Annotated in this window: 17 protein-coding genes, 1 tRNA gene and 3 pseudogenes; 8 read left to right on the forward strand and 13 right to left on the reverse strand. The window is 70.7% G+C overall.

The features are described from left to right. Nucleotides 1-356: 356 nt before the first annotated feature. Together ACLJN9_RS28365 and ACLJN9_RS28370 are read right to left on the reverse strand one after the other, a co-directional pair. Nucleotides 357-1517, reverse strand: a complete 1161-nt coding sequence (locus ACLJN9_RS28365; protein ID WP_410814692.1) for a hypothetical protein — start codon at nucleotides 1515-1517, stop codon at nucleotides 357-359. Beyond that, nucleotides 1514-2455: a transporter substrate-binding domain-containing protein gene (locus ACLJN9_RS28370; protein WP_410814693.1), complete on the reverse strand. Its 942-nt coding sequence runs from the start codon at nucleotides 2453-2455 to the stop codon at nucleotides 1514-1516. The genes ACLJN9_RS28365 and ACLJN9_RS28370 overlap by 4 nt, the downstream gene beginning before the upstream one ends. Before the next feature lie 155 nt (nucleotides 2456-2610). On the opposite strand from ACLJN9_RS28370, the gene ACLJN9_RS28375 reads away from it, so the two are divergent. Then, nucleotides 2611-2952, forward strand: coding sequence for a hypothetical protein (locus ACLJN9_RS28375; RefSeq protein ID WP_410814695.1), 342 nt, complete (start codon nucleotides 2611-2613; stop codon nucleotides 2950-2952). On the opposite strand, the gene ACLJN9_RS28380 is transcribed toward ACLJN9_RS28375, so the two are convergent. From ACLJN9_RS28380 to ACLJN9_RS28415, 8 genes and pseudogenes are all read right to left on the reverse strand, one after another. Further along, on the reverse strand, nucleotides 2939-4432 hold the full coding sequence (locus ACLJN9_RS28380) for a serine/threonine-protein kinase (RefSeq protein ID WP_410814696.1): 1494 nt from the start codon (nucleotides 4430-4432) through the stop codon (nucleotides 2939-2941). The genes ACLJN9_RS28375 and ACLJN9_RS28380 overlap by 14 nt on opposite strands. 30 nt (nucleotides 4433-4462) lie before the next feature. Beyond that, nucleotides 4463-4975: a hypothetical protein gene (locus ACLJN9_RS28385; RefSeq protein ID WP_410814697.1), complete on the reverse strand. Its 513-nt coding sequence runs from the start codon at nucleotides 4973-4975 to the stop codon at nucleotides 4463-4465. Nucleotides 4976-5113: 138 nt separating this feature from the next. Beyond that, nucleotides 5114-7105, reverse strand: a pseudogene (locus tag ACLJN9_RS28390) (adenylate/guanylate cyclase domain-containing protein); the annotation flags it as partial. A gap of 177 nt (nucleotides 7106-7282) precedes the next feature. Then, nucleotides 7283-8851, reverse strand: a pseudogene (locus ACLJN9_RS28395) (adenylate/guanylate cyclase domain-containing protein); the annotation flags it as partial. Then, nucleotides 8848-9684 carry an MBL fold metallo-hydrolase gene (locus ACLJN9_RS28400; RefSeq protein ID WP_410814698.1) on the reverse strand — a complete coding sequence of 279 codons (837 nt, stop codon included), beginning with the start codon at nucleotides 9682-9684 and terminating at the stop codon, nucleotides 8848-8850. The gene ACLJN9_RS28400 and the pseudogene ACLJN9_RS28395, both read right to left, overlap by 4 nt. Before the next feature lie 121 nt (nucleotides 9685-9805). Continuing rightward, nucleotides 9806-10267 carry a RidA family protein gene (locus ACLJN9_RS28405; RefSeq protein ID WP_410814700.1) on the reverse strand — a complete coding sequence of 154 codons (462 nt, stop codon included), beginning with the start codon at nucleotides 10265-10267 and terminating at the stop codon, nucleotides 9806-9808. Beyond that, nucleotides 10264-10419 (reverse strand): DUF4177 domain-containing protein, encoded by a 156-nt coding sequence (locus ACLJN9_RS28410; RefSeq protein ID WP_007466198.1) that lies wholly within the window; start codon nucleotides 10417-10419, stop codon nucleotides 10264-10266. The genes ACLJN9_RS28405 and ACLJN9_RS28410 overlap by 4 nt, the downstream gene beginning before the upstream one ends. Nucleotides 10420-10463: 44 nt before the next feature. After that, entirely contained in the window at nucleotides 10464-10943 is a 480-nt protein-coding gene (locus ACLJN9_RS28415) for a hypothetical protein (RefSeq protein WP_410814702.1), read from the reverse strand. A 567-nt stretch (nucleotides 10944-11510) separates the two neighbouring features. On the opposite strand from ACLJN9_RS28415, the gene ACLJN9_RS28420 reads away from it, so the two are divergent. The 3 genes from ACLJN9_RS28420 to ACLJN9_RS28430 are packed head-to-tail and all read left to right on the forward strand — an operon-like array spanning nucleotide 11511 to nucleotide 14314. Next, nucleotides 11511-12104 (forward strand): hypothetical protein, encoded by a 594-nt coding sequence (locus ACLJN9_RS28420; RefSeq protein ID WP_410814786.1) that lies wholly within the window; start codon nucleotides 11511-11513, stop codon nucleotides 12102-12104. A gap of 26 nt (nucleotides 12105-12130) precedes the next feature. Then, complete coding sequence (locus tag ACLJN9_RS28425; RefSeq protein ID WP_410814703.1) at nucleotides 12131-13108, forward strand: ArsA-related P-loop ATPase; 978 nt, start codon at nucleotides 12131-12133, stop codon at nucleotides 13106-13108. A gap of 54 nt (nucleotides 13109-13162) precedes the next feature. Continuing rightward, a complete protein-coding gene (locus ACLJN9_RS28430) occupies nucleotides 13163-14314 on the forward strand; it encodes an ArsA family ATPase (protein ID WP_410814704.1) in 1152 nt (383 codons plus the stop codon). Nucleotides 14315-14320: 6 nt separating this feature from the next. Here ACLJN9_RS28430 and ACLJN9_RS28435 read toward each other — a convergent pair whose 3' ends face one another. Next, the gene (locus ACLJN9_RS28435; protein ID WP_410814705.1) at nucleotides 14321-14641 is read right to left on the reverse strand and encodes a WhiB family transcriptional regulator; all 321 of its coding nucleotides are present in this window, start codon (nucleotides 14639-14641) and stop codon (nucleotides 14321-14323) included. Nucleotides 14642-15045: 404 nt separating this feature from the next. Here ACLJN9_RS28435 and ACLJN9_RS28440 point away from each other — a divergent pair, with 404 nt between their 5' ends. Beyond that, the gene (locus tag ACLJN9_RS28440) at nucleotides 15046-17445 is read left to right on the forward strand and encodes a penicillin-binding protein (protein ID WP_410814706.1); all 2400 of its coding nucleotides are present in this window, start codon (nucleotides 15046-15048) and stop codon (nucleotides 17443-17445) included. Nucleotides 17446-17598: 153 nt separating this feature from the next. Here the strand turns inward: ACLJN9_RS28440 and ACLJN9_RS28445 are convergent, their stop codons facing one another. Next, nucleotides 17599-18054 carry a GatB/YqeY domain-containing protein gene (locus tag ACLJN9_RS28445; protein ID WP_410814707.1) on the reverse strand — a complete coding sequence of 152 codons (456 nt, stop codon included), beginning with the start codon at nucleotides 18052-18054 and terminating at the stop codon, nucleotides 17599-17601. 25 nt (nucleotides 18055-18079) lie between these two features. Between ACLJN9_RS28445 and ACLJN9_RS28450 the strand changes: the two genes are divergently transcribed. Both ACLJN9_RS28450 and ACLJN9_RS28455 read left to right on the forward strand, forming a co-directional pair. Further along, nucleotides 18080-18973, forward strand: a complete 894-nt coding sequence (locus ACLJN9_RS28450) for a metallophosphoesterase (protein WP_410814708.1) — start codon at nucleotides 18080-18082, stop codon at nucleotides 18971-18973. A gap of 228 nt (nucleotides 18974-19201) precedes the next feature. Then, nucleotides 19202-19278, forward strand: a tRNA-Pro gene (locus tag ACLJN9_RS28455). A gap of 119 nt (nucleotides 19279-19397) precedes the next feature. Here the strand turns inward: ACLJN9_RS28455 and ACLJN9_RS28460 are convergent. After that, nucleotides 19398-19973, reverse strand: a pseudogene (locus ACLJN9_RS28460) (tyrosine-type recombinase/integrase); the annotation flags it as partial. 102 nt (nucleotides 19974-20075) lie between these two features. Here ACLJN9_RS28460 and ACLJN9_RS28465 point away from each other — a divergent pair. Then, a complete protein-coding gene (locus tag ACLJN9_RS28465; protein ID WP_410814709.1) occupies nucleotides 20076-21569 on the forward strand; it encodes a pentapeptide repeat-containing protein in 1494 nt (497 codons plus the stop codon). Nucleotides 21570-22314 lie beyond the last annotated feature (745 nt).

The following is a 22314-nucleotide window of genomic DNA, read 5'->3' on the forward strand; positions in this document are numbered from 1 at the left end:
GGCTCTGCGAGGTGGCTCTTCTGCGCGGCCTCACGAGGCCGTGCTTATCAAGGCGTGGGGTGCCGGTCACTGTTGTGAGCGTGATGCCTCAGAGGCATATTTATGCCTCTGAGGCATCACGCTCTGCGGGGCGCGGGGCGCGGGGCGCGGGGCATGCGATCCTGGTGGACTACGAACCGCACCTGGCGGCAGCGACGCAGGACCTGTCCCGGGCTCCATCGACCGCGCTGTGTAGCCAGATCCTGGGGTGACTGCGGTGAAGCCGGGCGACGTCGTGTTCGTCGGTCCAGCTTGCTCGGTGGTGAGGTCGAAGTCCGGCGATCGGATGTACTCGAAATGCGTCGTGTCGCCGGCGCTCAGCCCGGCGCGCGGCAGGCGGCGTCGATGCGGTGCACCGGCCGGACGCGCCGGCCCAGCCCCTCCAGCAGCGAGTCCTCGATGTGGAAGTCGTGGACGCGTAGCCGGTGCCGGGGCAGCTCCTCCTCGGTCGGGCAGAGCACCTGGGCGCGGACCAGACCCACCGGGACGTACCGCACGCCGCCCTGTTCCTGGAGGATCACCATGTTGACGTCGTCGGTGGTCACCACGTGCCCCCGCACGTCCTCGGTGGGCCCGTTCTCCGCGCCCACCGTCGTGACGGTGAGCGGCAGGACCGGCGTGCTGATCACCGGCAGCGCGGCCCAGACCAGCATGGCCAGGACCGCCACCTCGGTCACCGACGCCAGTGGCCGGATCACCATCCCGGGCAGCGGCCCGGCGATGACGAGCGCCAGCACCGGTGGCACCACGAGGAGCACCAGCACCAGCCTCTCGTCCCCCTGTGCCAGCGCGTCGCGCAGCGTGGGCATCACCAGCCAGCCGTACCCGCCGAGCAGCGCGACGATCAGCAACAGCCGGGGCGCGACCCGCTCGTGCAGGCGCCCGGGGCGGAGCTGGAACGCGGCCACGAACGCCGGCAGCAGCAACGGCAGGTAGAGCAGCGGCCAGGTGAGGAGCGCGAGCAGGAAGCTGGCCAGCACCACCCAGGCCGGGGTGAGATCCGCCCAGCGGGCGAAGAGCGGGCGGCGGGTGCCCGGCGGCAGGCGGTCCACACTGACCGCCAGCACCGCGCCGAGCGCGAAGACCGCGACCAGGCCGGTGGAGAGCAGCCGGGCGGCGGTGGTCAGGAAGCCGGCGAGCAGATTGACCGGTCCGACGTTGGCCACCAGCAGCAACGTGGTCTGGAGCTCACCGCCCGCCTCCACGCCGAGCCGGAGCACCGAGAAGATCGCCGGTACGCCCACCAGCGCCGTCCAGAACGACTGACTGGCCCGAGCCCGCCGCTCGGCCGGGTCCCACCGCACCCGCCCCGGCGCGATGCCGTCCACGACCGGCTCGACGGGTTCGGCGACCGGCACACCCGCCGGCCAGACGGGCCCGGTCGACGCGTCGACGGCGTCGCTCGGCACGGATGCCCGGGGTGGCGGGACCGGGCCGTCGGCGCTCGCGCCGCCGGTGGCGGTCGGCGCCGCGCTCACCGCCGGGGCGCCTTGTCGTCGAAGTCGACGAGCTTCGGCACCTCCAGCGGCTGCGGCTGCCGCTTCTCGGCCCGCAACCACGGGCCCAACGTCCGGTTGTACGCCGTCTGCCACGGGCTCGACTGCCCGTCCCGGCCCTGCTCGTAGCTCTTCTGCAGGAAGAACGCCACCAGGTCGCGCAGCGCGGGGTCACCGATCGGCACGCCGATGCCCAGCAGTTCGCTGGTGCCGAACGGCATGTCCACGATCTCGAAGTCCTTGGGAAAGCTGGCCAGGAAGCCGGCGAGGATCGACTCGTCGGAGCTGACCGCGTCGTACCGGCCCTTGCGGATGCCGTCGACGCAGTCCCCGACGTCCTTCACCACGAACGTCTTGACCTGGTGCTTCTCCAGCTCGGCCTCCGTGGTGGAGCCGCCGCTGGTGCAGACCTTGTAGGCCGGGTCGCGGAGGTCCTCGATGGTGCGGATCTTGTCCTTGAGCCGGGACGGCACCATCACCTCCTGGGTGGTGACGAAGTACGGCCCGGCGAAGCTCACCAGCTTCTTGCGCTCCTCGGTCATCGAGAAGCTGGACACCACCAGGTCGACCGTGCCGCCCTGCAGCGCCGGGATCCGGTCCTCGGTGGCCACCGAGACGAACTCCAACCGCTGGTCCCCCTCGTAGCCGAGGGAGGCGGCGATGTACCGGCCGATCTCGACGTCGAAGCCGACGTGTTGGCCGTTGCGGAGCTCGCCCATCAGCGGCTCGTTCGTGGCGACACCGATGCGCAACTTCGTCTGCCGGTAGATGTGCGACTCGCGCAGCTTCTCCTGCACGGACGGCAGCTCCGGTTCCTGCCGGCTGTCGCAGCCGGCGGCGGCGGCCAGGGTGAGGGTGAGGGCGACCGCCAGGGTCGTCGCGACCGAGCGGAGCCGGGACTGGGAGCTGCGTACGTTCATGGGCGACCTCGCTGACGGAACAGCCTGCGGGATACCGAGAGTAGCGGCCCTGGTCCATTCCGTGTGGAGGCGCGGAGGCACAGTTGATCGATGTTGTCGGCGCGCCGGACGGGCTCCACGGTTGACAGCCGGCCCGGCCGCGACATGCTGGAGGGGTGAGCCGACTGTCCAGACCAGACGCGCGGGTGGTAGCGGTGGTCGCTGCGCTGGGAGCCCTCGCGCTGCTGGTCACATCGGTCGTCCTGCGTCGTCAGGACCTGCTCGGCGTCCTCCTCGCGCTGCTCTGTGTCCTGCTGACCACGGTCGCCGGGGTGGCCGTCTCCGCCGCCCGGCAGGGCGCCGACCCGGAGCCGGCGGACCGCCCCGCGGCCGGCGGGCCGGCAGAGTTGATGCCGTACGGGCTCGACGCGGACACCCTGGACGCACTGGACAGCCGGGACGCGTTGCGTGCGGTCCGTGACCGGCAGCGCGAGCTGGGCGGGCTCAGCGACCGGTGAGGGTGGGCGCGGTGAGCGCGTCCACGCCCCGCCCGGCCAGGCACCGGTAGGCCCGATCGATGCTGCCGTCCACCGGTGGCAGCACCTCCAGGTGCCAGCCGGCCGACCCGGCGAGCCCGGTGGTCAACCGGAACGTGGTCGCGCTGCACACCTGGCGCACCGGCTCGGCGGCGGCCACCTCGTCGTATCCGGCACCGACCAGTGAAACCGGCAGAACGCCTTCGGCGTACGTCTCCCAGGTGTGCCGCCCCGCGCAGGGGACCCGGGCCGCCTCGGCGCGGGCACCGCGGATCCGCACCGGGCCGAAGCACTCCAGCTCGGGCAGGCACCGTGCGCCGTCCGGCAGCGCGGTCGGCGCGGCGGCGCCGGTGGTGCAGCCGGGCAGCGGGCCGGTCGCCGGCGCGGCGACCCGGCTGACCGAGGGCGCGGGGCCGGGCGACTGCGGGTTACCGGCCACGAGGGCTCCGGCGGTTGCCGACGCGGCGAGCGCGAGCACCCCGGCGCCGCCGAGGAACCAGCGCCGCAGGGAGCGCCGGCCGCCGGGGACCGTCGGGTCGACGTTCTCGACCGGAGGGCGGGGCACCGGCTGGCCGGCGGCGTACCGGCGGCTCGCGCCGCCGCTGACCGGGGCGCCGCTGACGGGAGCCGAGGGCGAGCCGAGCGGCAGGCTGGCGAGCAGGTCGTGCAGCTCGAGAGCGGAGGGTCGCTCGGTCGGGTCGTTGGCCATGCCGGCACGCAGCACGTCGATCAGCTCGTCCGGTACGCCGGGCAGGGCGGGAACCGGCTGGTTGAACATCTCCAGCACGGTGACCAGGCTGGGGTTGCGCTCGGACTGCCAGCGCGGTGGCCGGCCCTGCATCACCGCGTAGAGGGTGGCGCAGAGCGCGTACACGTCGACGGCCGGCGACGGCGGGCTGTGGCTGAACATCTCCGGCGGCGCGTACGCCGGGGTGAGCACCTCCAGGGTGACCGAGGCGTCCCGGGCCTCGGCCAGCACGGCCAGCCCGAAGTCGGCCAGCACCGCCGAGTTGAAGTGCGAGTGGAGGATGTTCGCCGGCTTCACGTCCCGGTGCAGCACACCGGCCGCGTGCGAGTGGGCCAGCGCGTCGGCGATCTTGACGCCGAGGTCGCGGGCCTCGAGCGGACCCAACGGGGACGTCCGCATCCGTTCGGCGTACGACCCGTCGCAGAGTTCCATGATCAGATAGGGGTGCTGGTCGATGGTGACCCCGACGTCGAAGAGGTCCACCACGTGCGGGTGCGACGACATCCGCCCGGCCGCGCGAGCCTCACGAAGGAAACGGGCCTGATCGCGTTCGCTGTCCAGTGTGCGGTTCTCCACCTTGACGGCGACCTCGCGCCCCACCGAGATCTGGGTGGCCTGGTAGACCGTCGCGTAACCACCTCGGGCAAAGACCCGCAAATCAGTCAGACCAGGCACGATCGGGACCGGCAAGCCGCCGGTCGGAGTGTCGGTCACTGCTCGAAAATACCCAACCCGGCCGGTCGCTCAGCGCACCGCGTCCGCCGGAGCGGCACCGGCCGTGCCCGGACCCTCCCCGGCGTGGCCCACGGACGGCAGCGGATCGGCGTCGTCGGGCCTCGCGTCGGTGCCGGCCGGTGCGCTCCTTCGGGCATCCAGGCGCAGGCCGACGGCGGTGGCCAGCGCGCCCAGCCCTTCCCAGGCCGCCACCCCGAAGAACCGGTCCGGCGCGATGTCGGCAAGCACCGCGATGCTGAACACGGTGAAGGTGACCAACCGGAACACCACCGTGAACCGGTAGAACGACCGCCACTCGGTGACCGTGGCGAGCAGGTAGTAGACACCCATGTTGAACGACGCCATCGACGACGCCAGCAGGAAGGTGCCGGTGTGGTCACCCGCCGAGCGGGTGGCCGGCACGTCCAACCCCAGCAGGCGCAGCAGCGCGTCGGGCCAGAGCAACCCGAGCGCGCCCATCACCAACGCCAACACGCCGAAGACCGCGATGGTCCAGCCCGCGACGGAACGCGGCAGTTTCATGACGTGCCTCCCCAGGCGCGGCGACGATCACCTGTGGACCATCGAGCGGTGGTGACACGCTAGCCGCTCCCCCCGACCAGCACATCCCCGAAACCGCCAAACCCGGACCGACGCCTGCCCTCCGAACCGCCGCGGCACCTAGTCGGCGAGGAGGCGGGCGCGCAGGGCGTCGGCGGCAGCACGTTCGCTGCGCTGCTCGGTGGCGTACGCCAGACGGACCGCCTCGTCCGCGCTGGCCAGTGCCTCCGCCGGGCGACCACAGGCGGCCAACGCCTCGGCCAGCACGCTGGCCGCGATCACCTGACTGCGCACGTCCTCGGCCGGGGCGGTGACCGCCCGCCGGGCCCAGTCCAGCGCCTGGTCCCGCTGACCGTGCGCGAGCAGCGCCGACGCGTACCGGGCCATCGTCTGGCGTCGGGAGAAGAGCAGCGAGGGCGCGCTCGCGGCGGCGGTCGCCACCGGGGCGAGCAACCCGACCGCGGTCGCCGGGTCGCCAGCGGCCAGTCGGGCGGTGGCCAGCAACACCCGGGGCGCGACCTGCGCCGGGGCCTGCGGGTTGTGCGGCTCGACGGCGGTCAGCACCGCACGGGCCACCTGCTCGGCGGTCTCGCAGTCGCCCATGTCGAGCGCCACGAAGCCCCGCAGCGTCCCGGCCATCCCGGTGAGCAACGGGTGCGAGGTCCGCTCCGCGTACGCCAGGGCGTCGGTGAGCAGGTCGGCCGCGTGCTCCGGCTCGCCCAGCCCGCGCGCCACCACGGCCCGGACCACCAGCGCGAACCCGCGCCCCCAGTCGTCGGAGGCGGCCGCGAACTCGCGGTACGCCCGCCGGGCCTCCCGGTCCGCTTCGGTCAGGTCGCCCAGCTCGGCGGTGGCGAACGCCGCCACCGCACGCAGCGTGCCCACCGCCCACGCCTCGCCGACCCGCTCACCGAACGGCAGGAAGATCTGCGCCATCCGGCATGCCTCGCCCAGCCGGCCGGCGAGCAGCCGGGCGAACGCCGTGGTGCCCCGCAGCCAGGCCCGACCGTACGGGTCCTTCAGCTCGGCGAAGAGTCGGGCGGCCCGACCGAGCACCGCGTCGGTGCCGGCGAAGTCACCCCGGGTGGTGGTCACCCAGGCCAGGTTCTGCAACGCCCAGGCCTGCCCCCGCCGGTCCTGCGCGCCGAGGCTGACCTGGTAGGAGGATGCCAGCCGGCTGCTCGCCTGACCCAGCCGCCCGGCCACGAAGTCGGCCATGCCGAGCCGGCGCATCGCCGAGGCGCGCAGCGTGGGCAGCCCACCGGCCGTGGCCACCTGGAAAGCCTCCTGCCAGGCTGCCACCGCGCGGTCCTGGTCGCCGAGGGTCTGCTGGGCCTGCCCGGCGAGCAGCAGGGCACTGGCCCGGACGGCCTCGTCCCCCGCGTTCGCGGCGATCTTCTCGGCGAAGGCGAGCGCGTCGCCGACCCGACCGATCTGCAGCAGCGCCCGGGCGTGCACCACCCGGTCCACCGCCGGCAGCCCGTCGCGGGATAGCTCGGCGGCTCGCTCCGCGTACTCCACCGCCAACGCCGGCTCGCCGGCCGACAGTGACCGGCGGGCGGCCCGGCCCAGCGCGGCGATCCCGAGCGGGACCACCGCGCGGGCCGGCGCGTCCGGGCGCAGCTTCACCGCGTCGGCAAGCCTGGCCGCCCGCTCGACGTGCGTCGCCACGAAGTCGTCCCGGGCGTCGTCGGTGAACCCGCTCGGCCCTCCGGTGGCGGCCTCGTCCCCCGGTGCCGCCCAGCGGGCCAGCGCCGCGTGTCGCTCGGCCAACTCCGCCTTGCTCACCCCCGCGTACGCGGCTTCCCGCATGAGCGGAGTGGCGAACGCGTAGCCGGTACGGGTGCGGTGCAGCATCCGCCGTTGCAACAGCTCCTCGACGGCCCGGTCGAGTTCGACGGCGACCACGGCCGACGGTCGGCCGCCGCGGCCCGCCCGCTGGTCGCGCAGCGCCTCCATGGCACCGGTCGGCACCGTGTCACCGACGACCGCCGCGTCGCGCAGCACCGAGCGGGCATCCGGCGGCAGCGCGTCGATCCGCGCCGCGAGTACGGCGGCGAGGTCACGGGAGAGCAGCCGGCTGCCCAGCGAGCCGGGCACCAGCCGCCAGCCGGCCGCGCCGTGGTCCCTCTCGCCGGGTGCGGTCCGCCCCTCGCGCCCCGGTTCCACCGCGTCGCGGAGCCCGCGCCCCGGTTCCACCGCGTCGCGGAGCCCGCGCCCTGCTTCCACCGCGTCGCGGAGCCCGCGCCCTGGTTCCACCGCGTCGCGGAGCCCGCGCCCTGCTTCGACGGTGGTGAGCGCTCCGCGCTCGATCAGCAGGGTGACCAGCTCGGCCAGATAGAACGGGTTGCCCTGGGCGGTGGCGAGCAGCCGGTCCGCGTCGGCCGACGGCAGCTTGCCGCCGCTGAGGTAACTGGTGAGCAGCCGGGCGGCATCGGCGCCGCGCAGTGGCGGCAGGGAGTGCACCTCGGCGTCCGCGACCCGGGTCAGCGCGCCGGCGGTCCGGACCAGCTCGGGGCGGCCCAGCAGCAGCACCAGCACCGGGCCGGCGAGTCGGGACAGGGTCAACCCGAGGGCGCGGATCGTCTCGGCGGTGGCGTCGTGCAGGTCGTCGACCACGATCACCAGCGGCGCCTCCAGGGCGAGCCCGCTGAGCAGGTCGGCCACCGCGTTCGGCACGGCCTCGGCGTCGGCCGTCGACGCGCCCGCGCTGCCCCACTCGCCGTCGTCGGTGCCGCCGTGGGCGGGCAGTTCGGCGTAGCCGAGCAGGGCGAGCAGCTGGTCGGTGACGATCGGTGGCTGCTCACCGCCGGCCCGTGCGAGCCGTTGGCCGAGCCGGCGCAGCCGCTCCTCGACCGCCGGCCGGGTCAGCGCGGTGGCCGCGTCGCTGGGCAGACCGACCGCCGCGCGGACCAGGTCGGCCAGCGGCGCGAGTCGACGCCGTTCACCGAAGGCGGCGCAGCGCACCGAGAGCACCCGGGCGCCCGTGTGCGCGGCGTAGCGTCCGGCGCCCACGTCGTATCCGGCGGCGAGACGTTCCACCTCGGCGGCGAACCGGGACTTGCCGATGCCCGCCTCGGCGGTCATCAGCAGCACCCTCGGGTCACCCTGGTCGATCACCTCGGCGAGCCGGCCGGCGACCCGGCCGATCTCGGTCTCCCGGCCCACGTAGGGCGCTTCGTCGCCGAGGCCCGACCGGGTGCCGGGCGCGTCCAGCAGACCCAGCAGCTCGTACGCCTCGACCGGCTCGCGCTTGCCCTTGAGCCGCAGCGGACGCAGCGCCCGCCAGGAGGCGACGTGCCGGGTGGCGGCGGCGGTACGCGCGCCGGCGTAGACGGCGCCCACCGCCGCGGCGTCGGAGAACCGCGCGGCGGTGTTGACCGTGTCCCCGATGACCGTGTACTCGATGGCCGCCTGGATGCCCGCGATGACGTCGCCGGTGTTCAGCCCGACCCGCAGACCGAGGGGCGCACCGCCGCCGCGCTCGTCGTCGAGGACCCGGCGGACGGCCCGCTGCATCGACAGGGCGGCACGCACCGCGCGTTCGGCGTCGTCCTCGTGCGCCACCGGGGCACCGAAGACCGCCATGATCCCGTCGCCGGTCAGCTTGTCGACGTGCCCGCCGAAGGTCTTCACCGCGCCGGCGAGAGCGGCGAGCACCCGGTCGGTGACCGCACCGACCCGTTCCGGGTCGAGGTCCTCCGACCACGAGGTGAACTCGGAGAGGTCTCCGAAGAGCACCGTGACCACCCGGCGCTCGGCCGCCGGCAACGTCGCGGCGGCCGGCAGGGCCGCGCCGCAATTGTGGCAGAACCGGGCACCGGGGACGGCGACGGTTCCACACACAGGGCAGGTCACATGTGCTCCAACCCACTGACCCCCGGCTCGGATTCCCCGGTGGCGACGCCCAGATGCTCCAACTGGGCACGGACCGACCACTCGGCCGCCCACCAGAGCGAACGATCCACGTCCGCATAGACCACCGCGACCACCTCCGCGGGAGTCCGGGCCCCGGCGGCGACGGCCGCCCGGACCTGGTCGAGCCGGGCCCGGCGGTGGGCCAGGTAGAAGTCGGCGGCCGCGGCGCAGTCGGCCAGCGCCGGGCCGTGCCCGGGCAGCGCCAGGATCCCGCGGTACGCGGACAGCAACTCCAGGCTGGTCAGGTAGTCGCCGAGGTGCCCGTCCGGGTGGGCCACCACCGTGGTGCCCCGGCCGAGGATCGTGTCACCGGTCAGCACCACCCGCTCGTCGCCGTGCTCCACCAGGAAGCAGACCGAGTCGGCGGTGTGACCGGGGGTCTTCAGCAGGCGGATCGCCAGGCCGAAACCGCCGAGATGCTCGGCCGGCTCGGTGAGCGGCTCACCGCCGATGGTGTGCGCCGGGTCGACGGCCAGGACGTGCGCCCCGCCGAGCAGCTCGCTCAGCCGGGCCGAGCCCTCGGTGTGGTCCGGGTGGCCGTGGGTGATCAGCACGAAACCGATCGGGCCGTGCGCGGCGATCGCCGCCAGGTGCCCCTCGTCGGCCGGACCCGGGTCGACCACGACGCCGTACTCCGCGCCCGGGGCGCGCAGCACCCAGGTGTTGGTGCCGTCGAGAGTCATCGGGCCGGGGTTCGGTGCACGCAGCAGCGTCACCCAGCTCGGCAACTCGTCGGCGAGCGCCGCCGCCGGCGCCGTCACGTGCCCGCTCATGGCTGCGATCGTACGACCCGCCCCGCCAGACTCCGCGATCATGCTCCTGCCGCCCCTGAATCATCCCCGTTCAGGGCTTTTCGTCAGGTGCGGGGCGTGCACGATCGCGGAGTGGCGGCGGTCAGGCGACTTCGACGATGAGTTCGATCTCCACCGGAGCGTCGAGGGGGAGTTCGGCCACGCCCACGGCGCTGCGGGCGTGGCGGCCGGCCTCGCCGAAGACGGCGCCGAACAGGTCGGAGGCTCCGTTGATCACGGCGGGCTGACCGGTGAACCCGGGCGCGGAGGCCACGAAACCGGTCAACTTGACCACCTTGACCACATTTTCCAGGCCGACCAGCGAGTCGACCGCGGCCAGCGCGTTGAGGCCACACCGCTGGGCCAGGTCCTTGGCCTGCTCGGCGGAGATTCCGGAGCCGACCTTGCCGGTCGCCAACAGCTTCCCCTCGGCGATCGGCAACTGGCCGGAGACGTACACGTGCTGCCCGGACTGCACGGCCGGCACGTAACTGGCCACCGGGGGCACCACCTCGGGCAGTTCGAGCCCCAGCTCGGCGAGCTTCGCGTGCGGACCGTTGGTCATGCCTTCGGCCGCTTCAGGTAGGCGACCAACTGGTCCGGGTTCGGCCCGGGGACCACGGCGACGAGCTCCCACCCGTCCTCGCCCCAGTTGTCGAGGATCTGCTTGGTCGCATGGACCAGCAGCGGGACCGTGGAGTATTCCCACTTCTGCATCGCTGGAGGGCTCCCTCTCGGTGCGGACTTCTTCGAGGCACAGCCTACGGTCCGCTTGCCGGGTGAGGCGCGGGACGTTGCTCCGGCGCGGCCGGCGACTCACCGCATGGCCCCTGGTGCTCGTACCCCTGGGGGCAGCGGGACCGGTCGGGCAGCAGCAGGTCGCAGAAGACCCGGTGGCGGTTGTTCTGGTCGTCGGCGTTGGACACGGTGGTCTCGCCGGCGTCCAGCTCCGGCAGGAAGCCCAGTGACACCGCGACCCGACCGGCCAACGCGGTCGCCGCCGCCAGGTCGGGGACGCGGATCGGCAGGTGGATGACGAAGCCCGGCTCGTCGTCGTCGCGGGTCCGCTCGGCGGGGCGACTCGCCCGGGCCACCTCCGTCGGCTCCGGGAGCCGGCGGTACGACCTCTCGTTGACCGGCAGACCGCCGACCGGCACGCCGGCCTCGCCGAAGGACCCGGGCCTGCGTGGCCGGTCGTTGGTCGGGAACTGGGTGCGAGGGATGTTCTCCGCGTCGCGCATGTACTGCCTCCGGTCGTACCTCTCGGACCACGCTTCCGGTCCGGACCATTCGTCCGTTCCGGCCCCCGCCCGGCACGAAGGTAGGTCCCGGATCGCAGTCCCGCCAACAGGACGCGCGCGTCCGGTAACCCGCAGTCACATATGCGACAGATTGCAGGTAGGAAGCCCGACGGCGCTTTCCGGCGAGGTCCTGTCGGTCGGATCCGGAGCTGGCACGGCGCGACAGGGGCGACATCGGTCCGACGATTGACCGCTACCCTTCCGGTCGGACGGTCGCGCAGCGCCCGGACGCCCGCTCGATCACGCTCGGCGCCAGGGGTGGCGACGGGCGCCGCACCCCCGGGGGAAGAGATGACCCAACCGCCCAGCGGCGACCAGGCCGGCCCGCCCGTACCGCCACCGGCTCACCCGGACTCCGCCGGCCAGCCCGGGAGTCCGGCCGTGCCCGCCCAGCCGGCCCCCGCCGCGCAGCCGGGCCCGCTCGCCCTCCCGGCGCAGCCGGCTAGGCCGGCACTGCCCGCGCCGCCGGCCGCGCCGGCCCTTCCCACCCAGTTCGGCGGACCGGCCATGCCCGGGCAGCCCGGGGTAGCTGGCGGTGCCAAGCAGCCCGAGGGTACGAGCGAAGCCGTCACGCCGGCGGGACCGGGCGGTCAGGACACCTCGGTGATCCCGCCCGCCCCGCCCGGCTACCCGCCCTACCAGGGCGCTGTCGAGCCGAAGAAGAAGCGCGGCCTGCTGATCGCGGCGATCGCGCTGATCGTGATCATGGTGCTCTGCGTGGGCGGCGGTGTGGTGGCGTTCCTGACCCTGCGCAACGCCGAGAACGGCGAGGGCGCCAAGGAGCCGGCGGTCGCCGTCGACGAGTTTCTCACCGCGGTCTACAAGGACCGGAACGCCACCAAGGCGGCCAGCCGGGTCTGCGCCGCCTCCCGGGACGACAAGAAGATCGCGGCAAAGGTGGCCGAGGTGCAGAAGTACGCCGCCGAGTACCAGAACCCGCGCTTCCGGTGGACCAGCCCGAAGGTGGACAACCAGACCGGCGACCGGGCCACCGTCACCACCCGGGTCACGATGACCACCGCCGACGAGAAGGTGGCCGACCAGGATCTGCGCTTCACGGTGGTGCAGAAGACAGGTTGGTGGGTCTGCGAGGTCGCGTGACCGCCAACCCTGGATAGGCTCGACGGGTGCGTGCAGCTGAGCGGCCGTCCGACCCGGCCGGTACCGGATGGTCGGCCCGCCTCCACGTCGTGACCGGCAAGGGCGGCACCGGCAAGACCAGCGTGGCGGCGGCGCTGGCCCTGGCGCTGGCCGCGGGCGGCCGGCGCACCCTGCTGGTGGAGGTCGAGGGTCGCCAGGGCATCGCCCAACTCTTCGGCATCGACCCGCTGCCGTACGAGGAGAGGCACCTCACCGACGCCCCGAACGGCGGCGAGGTGCGCGCGCTGGCGGTCGACGCCGAGGAGGCGCTCCTCGAATACCTGGACATGTTCTACAAGCTGGGTGCCGCGGGCCGGGCGTTGCGCAAGCTGGGCGCCATCGACTTCGCCACCACGATCGCCCCCGGCCTGCGCGACGTGCTGCTCACCGGCAAGGTCAAGGAGGCCACCACCCGCACCTCGGGACAGCGGCGTGCGTACGACGCGGTGGTGCTGGACGCTCCGCCGACCGGGCGGATCGGCCGGTTTCTCAACGTGACGGCAGAGACGGCCCGACTGGCCAAGGTCGGCCCGATCAAGACCCAGAGCGAGGGTGTCGCGGCTCTGCTGCGCTCCCCGATCACCGCGGTGCACGTGGTGACGCTGCTGGAGGAGATGCCGGTGCAGGAGACGGTGGACGCGATCGCCGACCTGACCGCGCTCGGCTTCGGCGTCGGAAAGGTGATCGTCAACGGCACCCGCCCACCGCTGCCCGCCGGGCAGACGGTCAGCGCGGCCGAGCTGAGGCGCGGGCTGGTCGCCGCCGGGCTGCCGGCCGACCGGGAGACCGTCGCCGGTCTGCACGACGAGGCACGCGACCAGGTCATCCGGCGCGAGCTGGAGGATTCGCTCCGCGCCGACCTGGTGGAGTTGGGGCTGCCGATGACGGAGCTGCCGTTGTTGCCCGACGGGGTGGACCGGGCGGGCCTCGCGACGCTGGCCCAGGCGCTCGTCCGGGCCGATTGACTCACACCTGAGCTCCGCACCGGCGCGCGGACCCACCCGGCCCGATACGCTCGATTGGTGCCTTCCGAAGACGCGGCGCCGCAGCTGGACGTCGACCGAATCCTCGCCGACCCGGGCGTGCGGATCATCGTGTGCTGCGGTGCCGGCGGGGTGGGCAAGACGACCACGGCCGCCGCGCTGGCGCTGCGGGCCGCCGAGCAGCACGGCCGCCGCACGGTGGTGCTCACCATCGACCCGGCGCGCCGGCTGGCTCAGTCGCTGGGCCTGACCGAGTTGGACAACACCCCCCGCCAGGTCAAGGGGATCGACGTCGAGAGCAGCGGCGGCGAACTGCACGCCATGATGCTGGACATGAAGCGCACCTTCGACGACGTGGTGCTCCAGCACACCGAGCCGGCGAAGGCGGCGGAGATCTTCGCCAACCCGTTCTACCAGGCGATGAGCTCGACCTTCGCCGGCACACAGGAATACATGGCGATGGAGAAGCTGGGTCAGCTGCACGCCCGGGGCGAGTGGGACCTGATCGTCGTCGACACCCCGCCGTCCCGCTCGGCACTGGATTTCCTCGACGCGCCGGCCCGGCTATCCCGATTTCTCGACGGCCGGATGCTGCGACTGCTGCTGGCCCCCGCACGCAGCGGTGGACGGAGCATGTTCAGCCTGGTCACGGCCTCGTTCGGGATGTTCTCGAAGGTGGTCCAGAAGGTGCTCGGCGCGCAGTTGCTCACCGACCTGTCCGGCTTCGTGGCCGCACTGGACTCGATGTTCGGCGGCTTTCGCCAACGGGCCGAGCAGACGTACCGCATCCTGCAGGCACGGGAGACGGCCTTCGTGCTGGTCGCGGCGCCCGAGCCGGACGCGGTCCGGGAGGCCGCCTACTTCGCGGGCCGGCTGCGGGAGGAGAAGATGCCGCTGGCCGGCCTGGTGCTCAACCGGGTGCACCGGCCGGCGGTGCCGGAGCTGGACGCCGAGCGGAGCCGGGTCGCCGCGGAGCGGCTGACCGAGCTGGGTGGGCATGAGGCCACCGCCGAGGTGCTGCGGGCGCACGCCGCGCTGGCCCGTCAGGCGGTACGCGAGCAGCAGGTGGCCGCGCGGTTCACCGAGGCGTTCCCGGCGGTGCCGTCGGTGTCGGTGACGGCGCAGCCCGCCGACGTGCACGACGTCGACGGGCTGCGGACGATCGGCGCGGCGATCAGCCGGCCGTGACCGGCTTCAGGTGGCAGCGCTAACGAGGATCTTGTCCTTGCCGGCCTTGTCCTTGCTGTTCTTCTTCATCGCTGCCTCGAACATCTTGCGCCAGCTCGTCACCTGCGGGTGACGACGCAGTAGCGCCCGCCGTTCGCGTTCGGTCATGCCACCCCACACACCGAACTCGATCCGGTTGTCCAGCGCGTCGGCCAGGCACTCGTACCGAACTGGGCAGCTCCGGCAGATCCGCTTCGCCACGTTCTGTTCGGCGCCCTGTACGAACAACGCGTCCGGGTCCCCGTTCTGACACGCCGCCTGCGACGGCCAGTCAGTGATCATGCCCATGTGTACACGTCCCCCCTTGCAGTACCTACCGACCTCGTTGCACGTCAGCCGGCAATTTCCCCCCGATCGCCCGGCCTGCCTTCCCCAAGGCGGCGCGGACGACATGTGGCGCTGTCGCCGCCCTCATCATGCTCTGTAGTCGACTGATTACGCAACGTTGTCGGCGAAATCCATCATTCCGGACACTCCCGGCTTCCCGGGCTCTCGACCGCCGGTTACCCCGCCGAGGTCCGCGAAAACGCTGCGCCCTTTCCTCAGGTCGGAGGAGACTCGCGGCAGTTCACACGCAACCACGCACCGGGGGTCGTGCGTTTAGCACAACGAGGGCAGCGCGCGCAGGAAATGGGGAAACACGCCCAGGCGCCCCTCGTTCCCTACTCGCGTACCATGCCGAGGTGACCTGGATGCGGAAACGTGACCACAATGTGCTGACCAACGCCGCATCGCTGCTCATATGTGGCCTGTTGGCTGGCGTGGTGGTCGCTGCGGCGGCCTTCCCCGCAGTGGCGATGTCCGGCCTGGCCGCAAAGGCCGGCGCCGAGACCTTCGATGCCCTGCCCACGGCGTTCACAGTGGCTCGGGCGCCACAGATCAGCTACCTGCTGGCCTCGGACGCCAAGACACCGCTCGCCACGATGTACGACGAGAACCGGCGGGACGTGAAGCTCGCCGACATCTCGCCGTACATGCAGAAGGCCATCATCGCGGCCGAGGACCACGACTTCTACAAGCACAACGGCGTCGACATCAACGGTGTCGCCCGCGCGTTCGTGAACAACCAGAACGAGGCCGCCGGCCGGCAGGGCGCCTCGACGCTGACCATGCAGTACGTCCGGCTGGCCATCGCCTACTCGGCGACCCACCCGGCCGACGTGGTCGCCGCGACCGAGGACACCAGCGCTCGCAAGCTCCGCGAGATGAAGCTGGCCCTGCAGGTCGACAAGGAGTTCTCCAAGGACGAGATCCTCACCCGCTACCTCAACCTCGCCTCGTTCGGCAACGGCGCGTACGGCATCTACGCCGCCAGCCAGGTCTACTTCGGTAAGCCGCCGAGCAAGCTCAAGATCGAGGAAGCGGCGCTGCTGGCCGGCATGGTGAAGGCGCCCACCACCAACGACCCCACCACCAAGGCGGGCTATCCGCTCGCCCTGGACCGGCGCGACTACGTCATCCAGAACATGGTCGACATCAAGGCCATCACCCAGCAGGAGGCCGACGCGGCCAAGGCCGTCAAGCTCGAGCCGAAGGACAAGCGCACCCCGAACGGTTGCGTCTCCGCCAACGTCAACAACTGGGGCTTCTTCTGCGACTACTTCTACCGCTGGTGGATGCAGCAGGAGACGTTCGGCTCGACCACGTACGACCGTGAGCGGCGGCTGAAGAGCGGCGGCTACACGATCGTGACCTCGATCGACGTCCAGGCCCAGAAGGGCGCGGACAGGGCGGTCCGTAAGGCCAAGAGCGAGAACAGCAAGGAAGCCGCCATGGTCGCGGTGGTCGAGCCGGGCACCGGCCGGGTCCGGGCGCTCGCGGTCAACAGGCAGTTCAAACTGGACGACCCCAAGAACCCGACGAACAAGATCTCCAGCGATCCCGCGAAGAGCAAGAAGGGCATCCGGGGCAACTACCCGGCGACGGTCAACCCGCTGCTCACCGGCGGCGACGGCATCACCGGCTACCAGGCCGGCTCGACCTTCAAGATGTTCACCATCGTGGCCGCGCTGGAGAAGGGCATTCCCCTCAGCTACACCATCAACGCGCCGAAGCAGTTCAAATCGGAATACATCATTCAGCCAGGTAAGGCCGCCTGCCCGGGGACCAGCTTCTACTGCCCCACCAACTCGACCGACAGCATGGCGGGCGTGCACAACATGTGGAGCGCGTTCGGCCGCTCGGTGAACACCTTCTTCGTGCCACTGCAGCAGCAGGTCGGCGCGGAGAACGTGGTCAAGGCCGCCAAGCGACTGGGGATCAACTTCCGAGCCCAGGAGGATCTGGACCTGGAGCGGGGGGCGCACCAGTGGGGCGCGTTCACCCTGGGCGTCTCGCAGACCACCCCGCTTGATCTGGCCAATGCCTACGCCACCCTGGCCGCGGACGGCAAGTACTGCGAGCCGATCCCGGTGCAGGAGATCCGGGACCCGGACGGCAAGAAGCTGGACATCGCCAACCCGCGCTGCGAGAAGCGGTTCAGCACCGAGGTCGCCCGCGCCGCGGTCGACGCGGCTCGCTGCCCGGTCGGTGACCGGTCGACGTCCTCCCAGTGCACGGGCGCCACCGCCGGCAACGTGCGCAGCGACGTCGGTTACCCGGTGGCCGGCAAGTCCGGCACCACCGACTCCGAGAAGACGGCCGCCCTGGTCGCGATGACCAAGCAGTACGCGGTCGCCGGCATCATGGCCGACCCGGACTGGCCGCAGACCAACGTCAAGATGAAGCACAAGGAGAAGGACGGCATCAACCCGCCGGTGTGGGAGACACTGCGGGATGCCATGAAGGGCAAGCCGAAGATCCAGTTCGAGCCGCCGGGCCAGAAGATCTCCGAGGGTGACCAGCGCAGCATTCCCGACGTGAAGTGCCAGACGGTGGACGCCGCGAAGTCCCGACTGAGGGACGCGGGCTTCGAGCCGACGGTCTCCGACACGAAGGTGGCGTCCACCTGCCCGGCTGGCACCGTCGCCGGCACCAGCCCGGACGGGCGCACCATCAAGGGCGGCGTGGTCACCATCCAGGTCAGCAGCGGCGGCGGGATTCTCCCATCGAACAAGCCGGGCCAGCCCGGCACGGGCCGCCCCGGCGGCTGAGCCGACGAGCAGGGCGTACGAAAGGGCGGGCACCCTCAGGGAGCCCGCCCTTTCCGTCTACCCGGACCACGTTCGGACTGCCCCGAAACGCGCGGTGTCGCGCAGTGCCAGGATCAGGCGTGTCAGGAACCTCGCTGGTCTGGGTGCCGCCGGTCAGAGGCCGAGCTGTCGGCGTACCTCGGAGGCCACCCGGCCCCCCTCGGCCTGGCCGGCCACCGCGGCCTGAGCCGCCTTCATCGCCGGGCCCATCTGGGCCTTGCCGGTGAAGCCGCCCTCGGCCAGCGCGGCCGACACCAGGTCGGTCAGCGCGGTGTCCGAGAGCTGCCGGGGCAGATAGCGGTCCAGCACCTCACCCTCGGCGGTCTCCTTGGCGGCCTGCTCGGCGCGGCCCGCGTCGGCGAAGGCGGTGGCCGCCTCCCGACGCTTCTTGGCCTCCCTGGTCAGCACCGCGAGCACCTCGTCGTCGGTGAGTTCGCGCTTGGCCTTGCCGGCGACCTCGGCGGTGCCGACGGCAGCCAGGGCCATCCGCAGCGTGGAGGTGGTCAGCTCGTCGCGCGCCTTGAGTGCGGAACGCATGTCGGTGGTGAGGCGGTCCTTCAGCGTGCTCATGGACGGTCAAACTACCCTGAACGCCATGCGAAAGCGCACACTATTCCGACTCGCCGCCGGAACCGCCGCGGTCGGCGCGGCCACCCTGGCGTACGCGTCGCTCATCGAGCGCAACATGTTCACCCTGCGGCGGTACGACGTACCGATGCTGCCGGCCGACGCGGAGCCGCTGCGCGTGCTGCACCTGTCGGACCTGCACATGATGCCCAACCAGGCGCGCAAGCAGCGCTGGGTGGCGTCGCTGGCCGCCCTCGACCCGGACCTCGTCGTGGTGACCGGCGACAACATGGCGCACCCCGACGCGGTGCCCGGGGTGCTGCGGGCGCTGCAACCGCTGCTGGACTACCCGGGGGCGTTCGTCTTCGGCTCCAACGACTACACCGGGCCGGTCCTGAAGAACCCGTTCACCTACTTCCTGCCCGACCGGGAGTACACCGAGGGCGTCGACCTGCCCTACGAGGAGCTGCGCCAGGTGTTCACCGGGGCCGGCTGGGCGGACCTCAACAACGCCCGTACCACAGTGAAGGCCGGCGGCCGGGAACTCGAACTGGTCGGCGTGGACGACCCCCACATCGACCGGGACGACTACGACGCGGTGTCCGGGGCCGTCTCGTCCTCGTCCGACCTGTCCATCGCACTCGCGCACTCACCCGAACCGCGGTTGCTCGACCAGATGGCCGCGGACGGCTTCGGGCTGATGCTGGCCGGGCACACCCACGGCGGTCAGGTTTGCGTGCCGGGCTTCGGGGCGCTGGTGACCAACTGTGGGCTGCCGCGCTCGATGGCGCGCGGGTTGCACAGGTGGCCGGGCTCGGACTCCTGGCTGCACGTCTCCGCCGGCCTCGGCACCCACCCGACCGCGCCGGTCCGCTTCGCCTGCCCCCCGGAGGCGAGCATCCTCACCCTGATCCCCCGCTGACCACCACTCCCCCGCCGTCCGCCACCCGCCGTCCGCCACCCGCCACCCGGCGTCCGGCGTCCGGCGTCAAGATCCGCGCAACTTCAGGGTTTTAGGTGCCTCACCGCGCTGGGAGACCCCAACATCCCCGAAGTTGTGCGGATCTTGGCTGTTCTAGGCGGGGTCCGCCCGGCGGGGATACCGAGTTTGACCATCGCGGCGGGTGGGCTACTATTTGTCGGCACGCCTCGGGGTGTGGCGCAGCTTGGTAGCGCGCTTCGTTCGGGACGAAGAGGTCGTCGGTTCGAATCCGGCCACCCCGACCAGAGGTAAGGCCAGTTCAGGGCCGGTCTCCCGCAAAGGAGACCGGCCCTGAACTGTCTCCCGAGAGTGCCCCTGGGAGAAATCTGGGAGAAAATCTTGAAGAACGCGTCTCCCGGGACCTCTAGGCAGGCACCTTCAACAGCCGGTCGAGCGCGCGCACAGGTGAGCCGGGCGACATCCCTCGGCGGGCCGCAAGCGACGCTTCCCACAGGCCAGTGAGCGCGACCACGAGGCGTTGCCGCATGTCCTGCGTGACGTGCGAATAGCGAGCCTGCACCGACCCATCCTCGTGCCCCATCCGGTCATCCATCAGCTTCGAAGGAATGCCCGCGCCGACCATGACCGTCTTGTGCGTGTGCCGAAGTCCGTGCGGCGTCAGACCGGGCGCGATCGGCAGCCAACACGATTCAGCTCGTGCGGCACCGTTCCGGCCACGCGCGGGCACACCTGGCCATGGGTCAGCCAGCAGCGGCACCGGTCGCGCCTCCTGCGGTGCTTTCTTCGGATACCAGCCAGTGGCCGACGGGTGGAAAAGCCACGTAGCAAAGCTGTTGCGCCGCCAATGAGCTGCAAGCTCTCCCGACGATCCAGCGCCACGGACGTATCCGAGGTCTTCGGCCGCAGCCAGCACCTTGACGCGCGTCGCCTCCCGCACGACCTCTGAGTGATTCATGGCCGCAGAGGCGGTACCGCCTGCTGGCATCCGATAGACATAATGGCCGGCATGCGATCAACGGCGCGTTGGCGGCTGAAGCGGAGACGAGCGGACCCTCTTAGGGAGCTTCAGGAGCCTCTGCACGTGCTTCGCCTGTGGCCGGTGGTAACAGCAGTGGTGATGGTGGTCCTCCTCGGCGGATTCGCAGCCATGTGGCTGCTAGGCGTGTGGTCACCAATCACGCCGACAGTGAAGGATCCGGAACGGCTACGCCTTGACCGCATCAAGACTGCATTGACGGTGGCGGCCGGCCTTGCGGCTGGCATAACACTTCTACTCACGCTACGACGACAGGCGTTGAGTGAGCGTGCTCAGCGATTCACGGAGCACGACGCGATAGAGCAAAGAATCACGGGGCTATACATTGCCGCAGCGGGACAACTAGGCAGCGACAAAGCTGCGGTTCGGCTGGCAGGGCTCTACGCCCTTGAGAGGCTCGGCCAAGACACGCCTAAGCTTCGTCAAACCGTCGCGGATGTTTTGTGTGCATATCTGAGGATGCCGTACACGCCGCCGCAAGAGGTTCTCAACAGGAGCCCGCAAAGTTCGCCTCATTTCGTGTCGCCGGAGGAAGAGTTCGATCCAGAGGAACAGTCAATGCGACGCGAGGAACTACAGGTTCGACTGACGGCTCAACGCCTGCTAGGAAATCACCTACGCGCTGACAACGCAGAAGACCCGGAACCGCCTTCATTTTGGCGCGGAACCGAAGGCGAACGGATGAGCCTCGACCTTGTGGACGCAGTCCTGGTTGACTTCGACCTGTGGAAGTGTCATGTCGACGGGCTAGACCTACGGGGTGCCCAACTCTATGGCAGTGCGCGATTTCGCAAAGCGCAGTTTCACGGCGACATCCTACTCATCGGCGCGCAATTCCACGCTAAGGTGGACTTTGGCGAGGCCCGATTCATGGGGAGCCTGCTCGGCACCCACGTGACCTTTTGGGGGGCCTTGGGACTGTCGGCAGTACACTGTTTCAAGAAGGTAGATCTGGAACGCGCCCATTTCCACGAAGGCATCTACATGGGGCACGCCAAGCTTGAAGGTGTCCTTAACCTGCGCTCCGCCATTTTCTGGGCACAAGCGAATTTAAGCAATGCGGAATTCCGCGATGTTTCGATGCGGCAAACGCACTTTCGGGGGGATTTAGAGCTACGTGGGTCGCGATTTCGCGGAGACATGAGCGCACGGGATGCCGAGATCCAAGGGACCGCCCGCTTGAATGATGTGCGGTTCGAGGGGACTAGCCTTCTGGTGGGAGCACGGTTTAGGGACCGGGTGGAAATGCGTGACGTCACATTCCACTCTGATAGCAAATGGGACGCCGTGTGGCTGCTTCAGGGTATCGACCTACGAGGTGCCCGGTTCGAGCAAGGCGCAAGTCTCCGGACGATCGTCTTTCATGGGCCAATCCACTTGGAAGGCTGCCGCCTCGCGGACGTGCGGTACATACCATCGACTTGGAGGGCTCTCATTCAAGCGCCTGACGGGCTTTGGTCTGTCGGGGTGGCACCCCCTCAAGCTGAGACCTCGAACGACGGCGAGTCACGGGACACCGATGAAGCCCCTAAGCCATAGAGCCGTACGTCCTCTTCGAGCCATGCATCCGACCTCTCCCTACGGCGGCGGCTGTCGAGCTGTGCCAAATACGTGCCAAAGTTGCGAGCGGTGCCCGTCCACGCGCGACACTCGCCCAGCTCAAAGGCAGGATGCGGCCTACAGCACCCACGCCCTCCGGAGGTGGGAGCGCAGCCGATGAGGTTCCAGCCGCGCGCTGCCCCGTCATTGAGGTGACGATCATTCAGTCGCCAGAATTCAACCCATGGCAGGTAGCTATGACACGTCTCTCACAATTATTACAAAGCCAGGCTCGATTCGGAGGCGAATCGAGCCTTGCGGGTCGAAATCGCGCTCTACCTCGATCCCATGTTCGCCGACCGGCTCGGGAAGGTTCGAGGGCATCCCGACATCATCTCGTAACTGACCCACTACAGGTGACCCGCGAGACGAGTACAGCGTTTTCGGCATGTCGGCCAACGGACACAGTGGATCGCGGCTCGCACCTTGACTCATCGGCTAGGACCTGCTGGGAGCCGCGTCCGCATTCCTAGTCGGCGACGAGCCGGCGTGGCTGCTCACTTTCGGTACGTGTCCAGCGAAGGCCAACAGAATCCGTGAACGCGATGCAGGGAACAAACAACTTCTTGGGCGCGTCGTAGCTCGCCGCGTCCATACCGTCCTCGGGTGCCGAAGGCTGATAGGGAGGAACCAGCCTAAATTCGCTTAATCCACCTGGATCGATCACTGGCTGCGGCAGTCCTGC

Origin of the sequence: Micromonospora sp. 067-2 (genome assembly GCF_046549295.1) — a bacterium.
GTDB lineage: Bacteria > Actinomycetota > Actinomycetes > Mycobacteriales > Micromonosporaceae > Micromonospora.

What these genes read in the sequence shown, in the direction of transcription:
- ACLJN9_RS28370 (WP_410814693.1), bottom strand. Translation starts at nt 2,455, where the DNA reads ATGAACGTACGCAGCTCCCAGTCCCGGCTCCGCTCGGTCGCGACGACC.
- ACLJN9_RS28385 (WP_410814697.1), bottom strand. Translation starts at nt 4,975, where the DNA reads ATGAAACTGCCGCGTTCCGTCGCGGGCTGGACCATCGCGGTCTTCGGC.
- ACLJN9_RS28400 (WP_410814698.1), bottom strand. Translation starts at nt 9,684, where the DNA reads ATGAGCGGGCACGTGACGGCGCCGGCGGCGGCGCTCGCCGACGAGTTG.
- ACLJN9_RS28405 (WP_410814700.1), bottom strand. Translation starts at nt 10,267, where the DNA reads ATGACCAACGGTCCGCACGCGAAGCTCGCCGAGCTGGGGCTCGAACTG.
- ACLJN9_RS28410 (WP_007466198.1), bottom strand. Translation starts at nt 10,419, where the DNA reads ATGCAGAAGTGGGAATACTCCACGGTCCCGCTGCTGGTCCATGCGACC.
- ACLJN9_RS28415 (WP_410814702.1), bottom strand. Translation starts at nt 10,943, where the DNA reads ATGCGCGACGCGGAGAACATCCCTCGCACCCAGTTCCCGACCAACGAC.
- ACLJN9_RS28420 (WP_410814786.1), top strand. Translation starts at nt 11,511, where the DNA reads ATGCCCGGGCAGCCCGGGGTAGCTGGCGGTGCCAAGCAGCCCGAGGGT.
- ACLJN9_RS28435 (WP_410814705.1), bottom strand. Translation starts at nt 14,641, where the DNA reads ATGGGCATGATCACTGACTGGCCGTCGCAGGCGGCGTGTCAGAACGGG.
- ACLJN9_RS28440 (WP_410814706.1), top strand. Translation starts at nt 15,046, where the DNA reads ATGCGGAAACGTGACCACAATGTGCTGACCAACGCCGCATCGCTGCTC.
- ACLJN9_RS28445 (WP_410814707.1), bottom strand. Translation starts at nt 18,054, where the DNA reads ATGAGCACGCTGAAGGACCGCCTCACCACCGACATGCGTTCCGCACTC.
- ACLJN9_RS28450 (WP_410814708.1), top strand. Translation starts at nt 18,080, where the DNA reads ATGCGAAAGCGCACACTATTCCGACTCGCCGCCGGAACCGCCGCGGTC.